This window comes from Cellulomonas sp. KH9, assembly GCF_900114185.1.
Lineage (GTDB): Bacteria > Actinomycetota > Actinomycetes > Actinomycetales > Cellulomonadaceae > Cellulomonas.
This window is the reverse complement of sequence record NZ_FOSE01000002.1, coordinates 153,880-166,743: the sequence shown is the minus strand read 5'-3', so window position 1 is coordinate 166,743 and position 12,864 is coordinate 153,880. Positions and strand designations below refer to the sequence as shown.

General features: G+C 72.9%; 9 protein-coding genes and 3 tRNA genes. 4 read left to right on the top strand and 8 right to left on the bottom strand.

Features of this window, described 5'->3' with window-relative positions; translation table 11 throughout:
• Positions 1–47: 47 nt before the first annotated feature.
• The 3 genes from BMZ16_RS06915 to BMZ16_RS06905 all read left to right on the top strand — a co-directional run bounded on the left by BMZ16_RS06915 (position 48) and on the right by BMZ16_RS06905 (position 331).
• A tRNA-Gly gene (locus BMZ16_RS06915) sits at positions 48–119 on the top strand.
• 49 nt (positions 120–168) lie between these two features.
• Positions 169–239 (top strand) — tRNA-Cys (locus BMZ16_RS06910).
• A 17-nt stretch (positions 240–256) separates the two neighbouring features.
• Positions 257–331 (top strand) — tRNA-Val (locus BMZ16_RS06905).
• Between the two features lie 81 nt (positions 332–412).
• On the opposite strand, the gene BMZ16_RS06900 is transcribed toward BMZ16_RS06905, so the two are convergent.
• The 4 genes from BMZ16_RS06900 to BMZ16_RS06885 form a co-directional block, all read right to left on the bottom strand.
• Positions 413–2,128 (bottom strand): dipeptide ABC transporter ATP-binding protein, encoded by a 1,716-nt coding sequence (locus BMZ16_RS06900; protein ID WP_089798894.1) that lies wholly within the window; start codon positions 2,126–2,128, stop codon positions 413–415.
• Entirely contained in the window at positions 2,125–3,105 is a 981-nt protein-coding gene (locus tag BMZ16_RS06895; protein ID WP_089798893.1) for an ABC transporter permease, read from the bottom strand. The genes BMZ16_RS06900 and BMZ16_RS06895 overlap by 4 nt, the downstream gene beginning before the upstream one ends.
• Entirely contained in the window at positions 3,098–4,024 is a 927-nt protein-coding gene (locus BMZ16_RS06890; RefSeq protein WP_089798892.1) for an ABC transporter permease, read from the bottom strand. The genes BMZ16_RS06895 and BMZ16_RS06890 overlap by 8 nt, the downstream gene beginning before the upstream one ends.
• A gap of 81 nt (positions 4,025–4,105) precedes the next feature.
• Complete coding sequence (locus tag BMZ16_RS06885) at positions 4,106–5,734, bottom strand: peptide ABC transporter substrate-binding protein (RefSeq protein WP_089798891.1); 1,629 nt, start codon at positions 5,732–5,734, stop codon at positions 4,106–4,108.
• Between the two features lie 380 nt (positions 5,735–6,114).
• On the opposite strand from BMZ16_RS06885, the gene BMZ16_RS06880 reads away from it, so the two are divergent.
• Positions 6,115–6,711 carry a TetR/AcrR family transcriptional regulator gene (locus BMZ16_RS06880; protein ID WP_177199623.1) on the top strand — a complete coding sequence of 199 codons (597 nt, stop codon included), beginning with the start codon at positions 6,115–6,117 and terminating at the stop codon, positions 6,709–6,711.
• Between the two features lie 16 nt (positions 6,712–6,727).
• Here the strand turns inward: BMZ16_RS06880 and BMZ16_RS06875 are convergent, their stop codons facing one another.
• The 4 genes from BMZ16_RS06875 to BMZ16_RS06860 all read right to left on the bottom strand — a co-directional run bounded on the left by BMZ16_RS06875 (position 6,728) and on the right by BMZ16_RS06860 (position 12,863).
• Positions 6,728–9,031 carry a beta-L-arabinofuranosidase domain-containing protein gene (locus tag BMZ16_RS06875; RefSeq protein WP_089798889.1) on the bottom strand — a complete coding sequence of 768 codons (2,304 nt, stop codon included), beginning with the start codon at positions 9,029–9,031 and terminating at the stop codon, positions 6,728–6,730.
• Positions 9,032–9,107: 76 nt separating this feature from the next.
• Complete coding sequence (locus BMZ16_RS06870; protein WP_255366419.1) at positions 9,108–11,147, bottom strand: glycoside hydrolase family 31 protein; 2,040 nt, start codon at positions 11,145–11,147, stop codon at positions 9,108–9,110.
• 151 nt (positions 11,148–11,298) lie between these two features.
• A complete protein-coding gene (locus BMZ16_RS06865; protein WP_089798888.1) occupies positions 11,299–11,955 on the bottom strand; it encodes a YesL family protein in 657 nt (218 codons plus the stop codon).
• Positions 11,955–12,863, bottom strand: coding sequence for a carbohydrate ABC transporter permease (locus BMZ16_RS06860; RefSeq protein ID WP_089798887.1), 909 nt, complete (start codon positions 12,861–12,863; stop codon positions 11,955–11,957). The genes BMZ16_RS06865 and BMZ16_RS06860 overlap by 1 nt, the downstream gene beginning before the upstream one ends.
• Position 12,864: the final 1 nt, after the last annotated feature.

Below are 12,864 nucleotides of genomic sequence, written 5' to 3'. Positions count from 1 at the left end.
GAGTCTTCGACGCACCAGGAACGCCGGTGAAACGGCGGAACTGACGCGCGGACGTGGCTCAGTGGTAGAGCATCACCTTGCCAAGGTGAGGGTCGCGGGTTCGAATCCCGTCGTCCGCTCGGAGGCTATCCCCATCGGTACCCAACCGTTGTGGACTGCGGTCTCAGCGGTGGAGTGGCCGAGAGGCGAGGCAGCGGCCTGCAAAGCCGTATACACGGGTTCGAATCCCGTCTCCACCTCGCATGTACTCCCCCATGGGCGATTGGCGCAGCGGTAGCGCGCTTCCCTGACACGGAAGAGGTCACTGGTTCGATCCCAGTATCGCCCACCAGCACCACTCAGCGAGAGCCGTCCCGGATGTCCGGGACGGCTCTTCTGCTGTCCGGTGACGTCGGCGGCCGACGTCACCCCGTCAGCTCCCCGCGGGCAGCACCAGCCCCGCACCGGGGATCGCGGCGAGCAGGTCTCGCGTGTACCGCTCCCGGGGGGCGTCGAACACGTCGTCCGTCGGGGCGTGCTCGACGACCTTGCCCTCGCGCATGACGACGACCGAGTCCGCGATCTGCCGGACCACGGCGAGGTCGTGCGTGATGAACAGGTAGGCCAGTCCCAGCTCGCGCTGCAGCCCGGCGAGCAGGTCGAGGACCTGCGCCTGCACGAGGACGTCGAGCGCCGAGACGGCCTCGTCGAGCACGACGACCTCGGGCTCGAGCGCCAGGGCGCGCGCGACGGCGACGCGCTGCCGCTGCCCCCCGGACAGCTCGGCGGGGAAGCGGCGCATGACGTCCTGCGGCAGGGCCACCATATCGAGCAGGTCGCGCACCCGGGCCTCGCGGGCGGCACGGTCGCCGACCCGGTGCAGCCGCAGCGGCTCCTCGAGGGACCGGTACACCGAGTACTGCGGGTCCAGCGACCCGTACGGGTTCTGGAAGACCGGCTGGATGCGGCGGCGGAACGCGAGCTGCTCCCGGCGGCTCAGCCCGCCGACGTCCTGCCCGTCGAACAGCACCGTGCCGGCCGTCGGCTCCAGCAGGCCGAGCACCATGTTCGCCGCGGTCGACTTGCCCGAGCCGGACTCCCCCACCAGTGCCAGCGTGCGGCCACGGGTGAGCGTGAAGCTCACGTCGTCCACGGCCGTGAAGCCGGTCGCGCGCGCACCACGGCCACGGGTGCGGAACACCTTGGTCAGGTGCGAGGCCACGACGACCTCGTCGCGTGGCGCCGCGGGCTCGTCGGCGTGCCGCGCGAGGAGGTCGTCGACGGGCTCCTCGCCCCGCGCGTGCGCGACCTGGATGCGCCGGGACGACAGCGAGGGCGCCGAGGTCACGAGGCGCCGCGTATACGGGTGCTGGGGGTCCGCGAGGATCGCGCGCGCCGGGCCGGACTCCACGACCTGCCCGCGGTACATGACGACGAGGTGCTCGGCGCGCTCGGCGGCCAGGCCGAGGTCGTGCGTGATGAACAGCACGGCCGTGCCGAGCTCGTCCGTGAGCACGTCCAGGTGGTCGAGGATCTGCCGCTGCACGGTCACGTCGAGCGCCGACGTCGGCTCGTCGGCGATGAGCAGCCGGGGCCGCGCCGCGAGCGCGATCGCGATGAGCGCGCGCTGGCGCATCCCGCCGGAGAACTCGTGGGGGTACATCGTCGCCCGCTGCGCGGCCTCGGGAAGGCCGGCCTCCGCCAGCAGCTCGGCGACCCGCGCGCGCCGCTGCGCCCGCGACCCGCGGAAGCCGTTGGCCCGCAGCGCCTCCTCGACCTGGGAGCCGATCCGCCACACGGGGTTGAGGTTCGACATCGGGTCCTGCGGGACCAGACCGATCTGGTCCCCCCGCAGCGCCTCGACCTCGCGGCGCCCGAGCCCGACCACCTCACGACCCGCGAACCGGATGCTGCCGCCGGTGACCTTGCCGGTGCCCGGCAGCAGGTCGACGACGGCGTGCGCGGTCGTCGACTTGCCCGACCCGGACTCCCCCACGATGGCGACGGACTGCCCCGGGTAGACGGTGAGGTCGGCGCCGCGGACGGCCTGCACCGGCCCGCCACCGGTCGAGAACGTCACCTCCAGGCCCCGGACCTCGAGCAGCGGGACGTCCGGGTCGGGCGGGGTACGGGGCGTGGGGGCGCTCATCGGGTGCGTGCCTTCGGGTCGAGGGCGTCGCGCACGACGTCGCCCATCATGATGAAGCCGAGGACGGTCAGGGCCAGGGCCCCGGCCGGGTACAGCAGGATCTCCGGGTCGGTGCGGATGGCGCCCTGCGCCTGGGAGATGTCCCCGCCCCAGGACACGACCGACGGGGGCAGCCCGATGCCGAGGAAGCTCAGCGTGGCCTCGGCGACGATGAACGTGCCCAGGGCGACGGTCGCGTAGACGATGATCGGCGCGGCCGAGTTCGGCAGCACGTGGCGCACGAGGATCCCCGCGCGCCCCATGCCGAGCGACCGTGCCGCGGTGACGAACTCGTCGTTCTTGACGGACATCACCGTGCCGCGTGCGATGCGTGCGATGGGCGGCCACCCGAAGGACGCGAGCACGAGGGCCACCGTCAGGGCCGTGCGGGTGCTCGCCAGGCTCATGATGACGATCGCGGCCAGCACCAGCGGGATGGCGAAGAAGATGTCCGTCACGCGTGCCAGCAGCGTGTCCGCCCACCCCCCGAGGTAGCCGGCGAGCGCACCGGCCACGGTCCCGACGACGGTCACCAGCAGCGTGGTCAGCACCCCCACCGTCAGCGACGCCCGCGCGCCGTGCATCGTGCGCGAGAAGATGTCGCAGCCCTGGCGGTCGAAGCCGAAGACGTGGCCGGCCCGCGCGGGGTCGAGCGCGTCGGACAGCGCGCAGGTGCGCGGGTCGATCGAGGTGAACAGCCCGGGGAACGCCGCCACCAGCAGGACCAGGACGATCAGCGCCCCGGACACCCAGAACAGGGGTCGGCGACGCATCCCGCGCCACGCCTCGCGCCAGAAGCCGGCGGGTGCGTCCTGCGTCCGGACGGCGTCGACGGCGCCGAGGTCCTCGGTGAGGGGCTGCGCGACGTGCTCCTGCCCGGGGCGCGGTGCGGTGCGCAGGGCGCGCGTGGCGCCGGTCGTGGGAAGTGCGTCAGGCATAGCGGATCCTCGGGTCCAGCGCGGCGTACAGCAGGTCGACCGCGAGGTTGGCGACGATGTAGACGAGCACGAGCACGGTGGTCAGCGAGACCACGGTCACGTTCTCGCCGCGTGTGATGGCGTCGAAGAGCGTGCCCCCGACACCGTGGATGTTGAAGATCCCCTCGGTGACGATCGCGCCGCCCATGAGCGCGCCCAGGTCGGCACCGAGGAACGTCACGACGGGGATGAGCGAGTTGCGCAGCACGTGCCGTCCGGTGACCTGCGCGCGGGACAGCCCCTTGGCGCGCGCGGTGCGCACGAAGTCGGCCGACAGGCTCTCCTGCACGGAGGTCCGCGTCAGCCGCAGCACGTAGGCGAAGGACGTCGCCGCGAGGACGGTCGCCGGCATCAGCAGGCTGACCACGTCGGGGTCGCGTCCGGCGGTGATCGGCAGCCAGCCGAGCTGGACACCGACGACGATCTGCAGCACGAAGCCGACGACGAACGTCGGGACCGCGATGACCAGCAGGCTGAGCACCAGGACGGAGGAGTCGAACAGCCCGCCCTTGCGCATCCCGGCGAGCAGCCCGAAGCCGACCCCGAGGACGGCCTCGATGAGCAGCGCCATGAGGGCGAGCTGGAACGTCACCGGCAGCGCCTGGGCGATGACCTCGGTGACCTCGCGCCCCGTGAACGTGACCCCCAGGTCGAGCGTCACGATCCCCTTGAGGTACAGCAGGTACTGCACGAGGAACGGCTCGTCGAGGTGGAACTCGGCGCGGATCTGCTCCTGCACCGCCTCGGGCAGACCGCGCTCACCGCCGAGCGCGAGGACGGGGTCGCCCGGGCGCAGGAACACCAGGGCGTACAGCAGGAGCGTGGCTCCGAGGAACACGGGGATGACCTGCAGGACCCTGCGGCCGATGTACCAGCGCATGCCGACGTCTCTTCCGGTGGTCACGTCACGAGCGGGTGGACGGGTCCCGGCGCCGCCGGTGGGCGGCGCCGGGACCGGGTCTCACTCGCTCGTGGTGACCTGGTAGAGGATCGGGTCGGAGTCCCAGCCGAACTCGACGTCCTCGACGGTGTCGGCCCAGCCGCCGGTCGCGTTGTTGTACCAGAGCGGGATGCCCGGCAGCTCCTCGAACAGGATCGCCTCGGCCTCCAGGTACAGGGCCACGGCGTCCTCCGGGCTGTCCGCACCGTTGGCCTCGGCGAGCTTGGCGTCGAAGGCCGCGTTGGACCACTGCCCGTCGTTCGACCCCGCGCCCGTGCCGTACAAGGGGCCGAGGAAGTTGCTCATGGCCGGGTAGTCGGCCTGCCACCCGCCGCGGAAGAGCCCCGGCACGGCGCCCGCGTCGCGGGCGTCGAGGTACTCGTCGAACGTCGGGTACGGGTAGAACTCGCAGCCGATCTCGAGCACCGTGCGGATGTTGTTGCACACCGCGTCGACCCACGTCTGGTGGTCCGAGTCGGCGTTCGACGCGATCTGCAGGGTGTAGTCGCCGACCGGCGCGAGCGCCTCGGCCTGCGCCCACAGGTCGACCGCCAGCTCCGCGTCGTAGTCCAGGACGTCGTTGCCGGGGATGTCCTCGGTCCAGCCGTCGATGACCGGTGACGTGAAGTCCGTGGCCGGCGTGCGCGACCCGGAGAAGATCGTCTCGGTCACCTCGGCGCGGTTGATCGCGTGGGACACCGCCTGGCGGCGCAGCTGGCCCGCCTCACCCTGGAACTCCGGCAGCCACTGCGGCACGGTCAGCACCTGGATGACGGCCGCCGGCTGGTTGGCCGACCGACCCTCGAGCTCGTCCTCGAACGTCGCGAACGCCGACGACGGAACGTTCTTGATGATGTCGAGCTGACCGCCGAGCAGGTCGTTGTACGCCGAGTCCTCGTCGGTGTACGCGATGAGCTCGAGGCCTGCGTTCTGCGGCGTGCGCTCCCCGGTGTACTCGGGGTTGGGCAGCAGCGTGATGCTCGAGTCGTGCTCCCAGGAGTCCAGCATGTAGGGGCCGTTGCCGACCGGCGCCTCGCCGAAGGCCTCGGGGTCCTCGAAGAACGCCTCCGGCAGCGGGAAGAACGCGGCGTAGCCGAGGCGGATCGGGAAGTCGGACTCGGGCTGGCTGAGCGTGACGACGAGCGTGCTGTCGTCCTCCACGACCAGGCCGCCGGCCTCGATGAGGGACACGTCCTCGTCGTAGGAGAACCCCGCGATGGGCTCGAAGAAGTACGACAGGCTCTGCTTGTTGTCGAGCGCGGCGCCGTAGTCCCACGCCTTGGCGAAGCTCTCCGCGGTGACGTCGGTCCCGTCGCTGAACGTCCACCCGTCGGCGATCGTGATCGTCCACGTGAGGTTGTCGTCGGACTCGATCGACTCGGCGACCTCGTTGTGGACGGCCCCCTCGGCGTCGTAGTACACGAGCCCGGCGAACAGGTTCTGCACCACCATGCCGCCGTAGACCTCGTTGGTCATGGTGGGGATCAGCGGGTTCTGCGGCTCGCCGTTGTGGACGGTGACGACACCCCCGCCTGCGTCCGCCGTGGCCGTGTCCGAGCCCCCGTCGTCGCCGCCGGACGCGCAGGCCGTCAGGGCCAGAGCGCCGGACAGGCCGAGCGCGGTGAGGACGGTGAGGCGCCTGGTTCTCATGTGTTCCTCCGGTACGAGGCGGCGTCGGGTGTGCCGCCGTCGGTGGCGCCCTCCGTGACGGGTGGCGCGTCCGTGGTGCGGACGCGCCGGACAGTAGGCGAAGCGCTCCCGTCGGCACACCCGTCCGCCGCCTGCAAGACCCGCTGTTACTCAACTGCATCCGCGTGTTTACACGCCTGACACCAATGCCCGGGAATCGCGATACTGACCATTCTTGTTGGCGTCCATCACGGTTCACCCGCACGGGCGACAACCGCGCCTGGTGCCAGGACGACCGCCCCCGTCCACGCCCTTCGCACGGGGCGATACGCGACGTACAGTGCGGATCGACCACGTGCCGACCACCTGCCGACCACGCGCAGGGCGTCAGGAGCAGCGACTTGACCACCGTCGTGACCTCCCGCGGACCCGCCCCCAAGGGGCGGATCCTCGATGCGGCAGACGTGCTCTTCTATGACAGGGGCATCCGGGACGTCAGCATCGAGGACGTCGTCGTCCTCGCCGGGACCACGCGCATGACGCTGTACCGGCACTTCCCGTCCAAGGACGAGCTCGTGCTCGCGCACCTGCGCCGGCGCGCCGAGCACGAACGCGCGGTCGTGGCGGGTGTCGTCGACGTCGCGGCGCGCGAGCGGCGCAACCCGCTGCTGCTGCTCGCGGCCCGCCTGCGCGACGACGTCGCCGCGCCCGGGTTCCGCGGGTGCCCGTTCCTCAACGCCGCGGCCGAGTACCGCGACCCCGAGCACCCGGTGCGGCGCCTCGTCGCCGCGCACCGGGCCTGGTACCGGACACGCCTCGTGGGGCTCGTCGCCGAGACCGGCGCGCACGACCCCGAGGGGACCGCCGACAGGATCGTGCTGCTGCGCGACGGCGCGATGGCCGGCGGGGCGCTGGGTGGCGGCGCGCCGGGTGGCGCGTCCTCGCCGGCCGGTGCCCTGCCGCCCGCCGTGGCCGCGGTGCTGGGGGTGCGCAGCTGACGGGACGGCGCGGGCCTCAGCCCGCCAGGAGCTGCACCGCCGTCACGTCCGGCGTCGGCAGGCCGTCGCGCGCCAGCACGGTCACGACGACGAGTCCGTCGGTCCGGGCCGCGCCGTCCACCGGGAGGTCCTCGTGCACGACGCCGTCCCGCTCCGCGGTCGCGGCCGGCTGCACCACCGCGGGGCCGAGGCGCACCTCGTGCGCGCGCGGGTCGTCCGCGCCGGCCGCCCGGTACGTCACCCGCACCACGCGCCCCCGGCCCTCCGGGTCGCGCAGCGCGTAGGAGAACCACCCCCTCGCGCTGCGCGTGCGCGTCCCGCCGTCGCTGCGGGCCCGGGTGCCCTCACCGGCGAAGCCGTGGTCCGACTCGGGCTGCTGCTCACCGGCGGCGACCTCGTCGAGCACCGTCACCCGCGGCGCGTCGGACGCGTCGAGCGCCGTGAGCCGCGCGCGTCGCACGTCCGCGTCCTCGCCCACCGGCCAGTACACCGTGTAGCGCACGTCGTGCAGGCGCGTGAACGGCTCGAGCCGTACGCGCGTGGGGACGTCCGCACCGGCGCACCGGACGGTGAGGTCCACGGTGAGCGGGTCGCGCGCCGCCAGGGTCACGGCCCGCGCGGGGTCGCCGACGACCACCGGCGTCGCCGCCAGCGGCCGGACGGGACCGGCCGCGACGTGCCCCATGCGCTCGGGGCCGGCGAGCAGGCCGTCGAGGTCGTCCTCGCCGTCACGCGCGGCGAGCACGACGGGCCCCCAGCGGTACGCGACCCAGGACGCGTCGCCGGGCAGGGGCTCGGCCACCAGACCCGTGGTGAACCGGACGGTCAGCGTCCGCTCCCCCGACCAGGTGCGGCGCACCACCAGGTGACCGTCGTCGAGCACGGTGGCCACAGGCGCACCGTCCTCCTCGACGACCACCTCGGACGCCCACCCGGGCCGGCGCAGGCGCAGGGCGAACGCGACGGGCTCGCGGACGGCGACACGGACGACGGCCACGTCGGACCGGTGCAGGTCGGCCTCGACGCGCACGGTGGCGCCGCGCTCGGCCCAGTCGAGCTCGGCGCCCAGGTACAGGTTGACCGCGAGGTCGTCGTCGTACCGCGAGAAGACCAGCGCGCCGTAGCCCGCGTGGTTCTCCGTGCCCGTGCCCACGCAGCACCACATGGACGTCTCCGGCTGGGAGTACACCCGGTAGTGCGCCGGCCGCAGCGGTGTGAAGTACACGAGACCGCCGTGCTGCGGGTGCTGCGAGGACAGGACGTGGTTGTACGTCGCGCGCTCGTAGTGCTCGAGGAGGTCCAGGTCCCCCGTCGCCGCGAAGCGCAGCGCCGTCAGCTCGAGCATGTTGGCGGTGTTGCACGTCTCGGGCCCCTGGCGGTCGGTGACCGCGGCGACGGGGTCGTCGTGGAAGTGCTCGCGCACCGAGTTGCCCCCGATCGCCAGCGTGCGGTGCCCGGTCACGGTGCGCCAGAACGTGTCCGCGGCCGCGGCGTAGCGCTCCTCCCCCGTCAGGTCGGCCAGCCGGGCGTACCCGACGACCTTGGCGATCTGCGTGTTCGCGTGCAGCCCGCCGAGCTCGTCGCGCCCGGCGGCGAGCGGGTCCAGCAGCCGGCGGTGCTCGAAGCGGCGCGCCTCCGCCAGGTGCGCGGGGTCGCCGGTGAGCTGCGCGAGCGTCGCGAACGCGTCGGCCATCCCGCCGAACTCGGTGGTCAGCACGTCCTCGAAGACGTCGTCCGGCACCGCGCGGCTGACCGACAGCCACCACCCGGCCCAGGCGACGGCGAGCCGCATGGCGCGGGCCGACCCCGCGAAGGTGGCCGCGTCGAGCAGCCCGGCGAACGTCTTGTGCAGGTTGTACAGGGGCACCCAGCGCCCGTTGAGGCTGAACGTGTCGGCGTCGACGACGCCCGCCGCGAGCTCCTCGCCGAGCCGCGCGCCTCCGGGCACGCCCCCGAGGTACCCCGTGCCGACCGCCTCCTGGCAGCGCTCCAGGACGTCGAGCACGCGCTCGAGCCGGTCCCGCAGGCGGGCGTCACCGGTCGCCGCCCACAGCTTCGCGCACGCCGACAGGTGGTGCCCGCCCATGTGACCACCCATGCCGTCGCCCTCCCAGTTGCCGTAGCCGGGGCCGCTCGGCAGGCCCGCCTCGCGCAGGTAGGGCGCGCAGAGCCGGTCCGGGTCGAGCGCGAGCACGTAGCGCACCGACGCGTCCTGGGCGACGCGGAACGGCCCGTCGAGCAGACGGACCTGCGACAGCGGGAACGTCCCGACGGGACGGGGGGTGCGGGGTGCGCCCGACGGGGCGACGGTCAGCGGCATGACGGTTCCTCACGGTGGAGCGGGTGGCGGGCGTGGCGGCGCGCGCGACGGGGTGCGCGGGTGGTGCCCGGCGACCTCAGGCCCGCGGGATACGGCCGACGAGGTGCGCGAGCGCCCCGTCGCGTGCGAAGACCGGCAGGGTCGCGAGCGGGGCGTCCACGTCGAGCCACTGCCCGCCGTCGTACACCTGCCCCGTCACGAGCGACGTCCACGTCGCCCCCTCCGGCAGCCAGACCCGACGGGACGTCGCACCCGCCTCCAGCACGGGGGCGACGAGCAACGACGGCCCGTACAGGTACTGGTCCGCCACCCGCCACGCCCACGGGTCGTCCGGGAACTCGTGGGCGAGACCCCGCATGACCGGCTGACCGTCGGTGTGCGCGGCGGCCATCAGCTCGCGCGTGTACCCGCGCAGCTCCTCCCGCAGGTGCACGTAACGCTCCAGCACGCCGTAGACGGCGTCGCCGAAGGACCACAGCTCGTTGCCCGCCCCCGTGGGGTTGCGCTCCGAACCGTCCGCGGCCCGCACCGGGCTCGCCGGGACGCGGTCACCGTGCAGCCGCATCACCGGCAGGAAGGTGCCCACCTGGAACCAGCGCACCAGCAGCTCGTGGAAGGCGGGGTCGTCCGTGCGGCCGCCACCGAAACCGCCGATGTCGGTGGTGAACCACGGGATGCCGGCGGCACCCATGTGGACGCCGGCGACGATCTGGCGGCGCAGCGTCGGGAAGTCGGAGTGGATGTCGCCCGACCACACCAGCGCCCCGTAGCGCTGCGACCCCGCCCACGCGCAGCGCACGAGGTTGACGACCTCCCGCTCCCCGTCGGCCGTCTGCCCGTCGAAGAACGCGCGCGAGAAGGCCTGCGGGTACCAGTTGGCCACCTCGGTCCCCTGGCCGGCGTGGAACCGGTAGGCGTCGTGGTCGTAGACCCCGAACTCGGGCTCCGCCTCGTCCAGCCAGAACAGGCGGACGCCGTGGCGCGCGTACCCCTCGCGGCACCGGTCCCACAGGAACCGCCGCGCCTCGGGGTTCGTCGCGTCGACGAACCGGCTCGGTCCGCCGAACCACATCTGCACGTCGATACCGCGGTTCGTGCGCACGAGCAGGTTGCGCCGCGACATCTCGGGGAAGTTCTCGGACTCCGGCGACACCTGCGGCCAGACGGACACCATGAGCTCGACGCCCAGCTCGCGCAGCTCGGCCACCATCGCCGCCGGGTCCGGCCAGAACTCGTCCTCGAACCGGTAGTCGCCCAGGTGCGGCCAGTGGAAGAAGTCCGCGACGATCACGTCGAGCGGCAGGCCGCGGCGCACGTGCTCGCGCGCGACCGCCAGCAGCTCGGCCTGGCTCGCGTAGCGCAGCTTGCACTGCCAGAACCCCAGACCGTGCTCGGGCATCATCGGCGCGTGGCCCGTCGCCTCGGCGTAGCGCCGGCTGACGTCCGCCGGCGTCGCGCCCGCGGTCACCCAGTAGTCGATCTGGCGGCAGGCCTCCGCCGTCCACTCGGTGCGGTTGGCCGCGAACGTCGCGCGGCCGATCGCCGGGTTGTGCCACAGGAACCCGTAGCCGGCGCTGGACCGCACGAACGGCACGCTCGCCTGCGAGTTGCGCTGCGCGAGCTCGAGCGTGCTGCCCTTGAGGTCGACGAGGTCCTGCTGGTACTGCCCCATGCCCGCCAGGTGCTCGCCGGCCGGGGTCCGCAGCGCGAGCCCGGCCTGCACGCCGCCGCCCGGCAGCGGCCGGTACGTGCGGGCCCGCACCTTCAGGGCGCCGCCCGACGGCACCTCGGAGAACAGGGGCCGGCCGTCGACGTCCTCGAACGCGAGCCGGCAGTCGTGCGCGAGGGCGCCGGTCTGCCAGTCCTTGCCGCTGGTGGCCGTCGCGACGACCCGGATGCGGCCGTTGGTCAGCGTCGCCGTCGACCCGTCCACCACGACGTGCGCGTCGGCGTGCGCCGCGGGGTCCGGCGGCAGCAGCGCCCAGTCGGCGTCGACGACGTCGCCCAGGGCCGCCCGCACGCGGACGCTGTCGCGGCCCCACGGCTCGACCACGAGGGTCTCGCCGTCGCCGCGCCAGACGAGGGTGCCGGCTTCGGTGTCGAACACGTGCGTCACAGGTCTGCGTCCTTCCCGCCGGGGCGTGGCCCGTGCAGCGGTGGAGAGGGATCGGGGTGGGACGGGGCGGGGCGGGGCGGGTGGTGGGCCGGGTGGGCGGTGCGGTGCGGGCCGGGACGGAGCCTCGGCGTGGGCGGGACCGTGCCGGTGGTCAGGCGACCGCGGCCGCCTCGACCGACGGAGCACGCACCGCCCCCGGGAGCACACCGCTGCCCCAGAGCGTCGAGAACGACAGCCAGGCGGGCAGCGCGACGCCGAACACCGGCGCCAGCCCCGGGACGAGGTAGTACGCGCACAGCACGGTACCGACCACGACCGCGTTGCCCAGCGCGAGGACGGGGCGGGCGGCGACGAGCAGCACGGCCCGGCGCAGCAGGCGTACCGGACCCTCGGCGTAGTGGGAGGCCAGGACCGGCAGCACGGCGCTGACCACGAAGAAGGCGACGGTGAGCACCGTCAGGAGGCCCGCGAGCACCGGCCCGGCCGCACCGAGGTCCGTGGTGGCGAGGACCCGGCGGTCCAGCAGGAGCACCCCCCACAGCCCGAGGACCGCGTACCCGACCACGTTGGCCGGCACGAGCTCGACACGCCACGCCGCCCGGAACTCCGCGCGCACGGCACGCACACCGCGGCCGTCGACGCCGTGCATCGCGTCACGTCGCACGACCGCGTGCACGGCCGCCGAGGCCGGGAAGACCCCCAGCACGACGCCCCCGCGGACCGTCCAGGCGATCCACAGCAGGTGCAGCACCAGCAGCCGCAGCCCCAGGTCACCGACCCTGGTGTGCCAGCCGACGAGCCGGCCCATCAGCCCTTCACCGACCCGACCATGACGCCCTTCTCGAAGTACTTCTGGATGAAGGGGTAGACCAGCAGGACGGGCAGGGTGGAGACGATGATGACGCCGTACTTGATCTGGTCGGCGAACTGCTGGGCGTACGCGCCGCCGCCGGATCCCCCCGCACCGCCCGCACCACCGGCGAACGCCTGGTTGGACAGCAGGATGTCGCGCAGCACGATCTGCAGCGGCTGCTTGTCGTAGTCCCGCACGAAGATGAGACCCGTGAAGAAGTCGTTCCAGTGCTGCACCAGGTAGTACAGCCCGATCACCGCGATGATCGCCTTCGACAACGGCAGCGCCATGGAGACGAAGAACTTCAGGTACCCCACCCCGTCGAGCATCGCGGCCTCGAAGAGCTCCTCGGGCAACGAGTTCTCGAAGAACGCACGGGCGATGATGAGGTTGTACACGTTCAGCGCCGACGGCAGGACGAAGACCAACCAGTTGTCGAGCAGGTTGAGGTCGCGGTAGAGCAGGTACGTCGGGATGAGGCCGCCGCTGAAGAACATCGTGAACGCGAAGAAGAACATCAGCGCGCGGCGCGGGGCGAACTCCCGGCGCGACAGCGCGTAGGCCGCCGGCAGGGTCACCACGAGGTTGAGCGCGGTGCCGACCACCGTGTACAGCAGCGTGTTGCGGTAGCCGGTCCAGATGCGGTCGTCGGCGAGGATCTGCTCGTACCCGAAGGTGCTGAACCCCTGCGGGATCAGCCAGACCCTGCCGGTCGCCACCATCGCGGGGTCGCTGACCGACGCGATCGAGACGAACCAGATCGGGTAGATGGTCGCGAAGAGCACGAGCGCCACGACGGTGCCGACGGCGATCGAGAACAGCAGGTCGCCGGGTGTCCGCCGACGCAGGGACGTCGTGAGCATG

Bases quoted from the DNA above. Each gene is read 5' to 3' on its own strand.
- BMZ16_RS06885 (WP_089798891.1), bottom strand. From the start codon at position 5,734: ATGAGAACCAGGCGCCTCACCGTCCTCACCGCGCTCGGCCTGTCCGGC.
- BMZ16_RS06895 (WP_089798893.1), bottom strand. From the start codon at position 3,105: ATGCCTGACGCACTTCCCACGACCGGCGCCACGCGCGCCCTGCGCACC.
- BMZ16_RS06890 (WP_089798892.1), bottom strand. From the start codon at position 4,024: ATGCGCTGGTACATCGGCCGCAGGGTCCTGCAGGTCATCCCCGTGTTC.
- BMZ16_RS06865 (WP_089798888.1), bottom strand. From the start codon at position 11,955: ATGGGCCGGCTCGTCGGCTGGCACACCAGGGTCGGTGACCTGGGGCTG.
- BMZ16_RS06875 (WP_089798889.1), bottom strand. From the start codon at position 9,031: ATGCCGCTGACCGTCGCCCCGTCGGGCGCACCCCGCACCCCCCGTCCC.
- BMZ16_RS06860 (WP_089798887.1), bottom strand. From the start codon at position 12,863: ATGCTCACGACGTCCCTGCGTCGGCGGACACCCGGCGACCTGCTGTTC.
- BMZ16_RS06900 (WP_089798894.1), bottom strand. From the start codon at position 2,128: ATGAGCGCCCCCACGCCCCGTACCCCGCCCGACCCGGACGTCCCGCTG.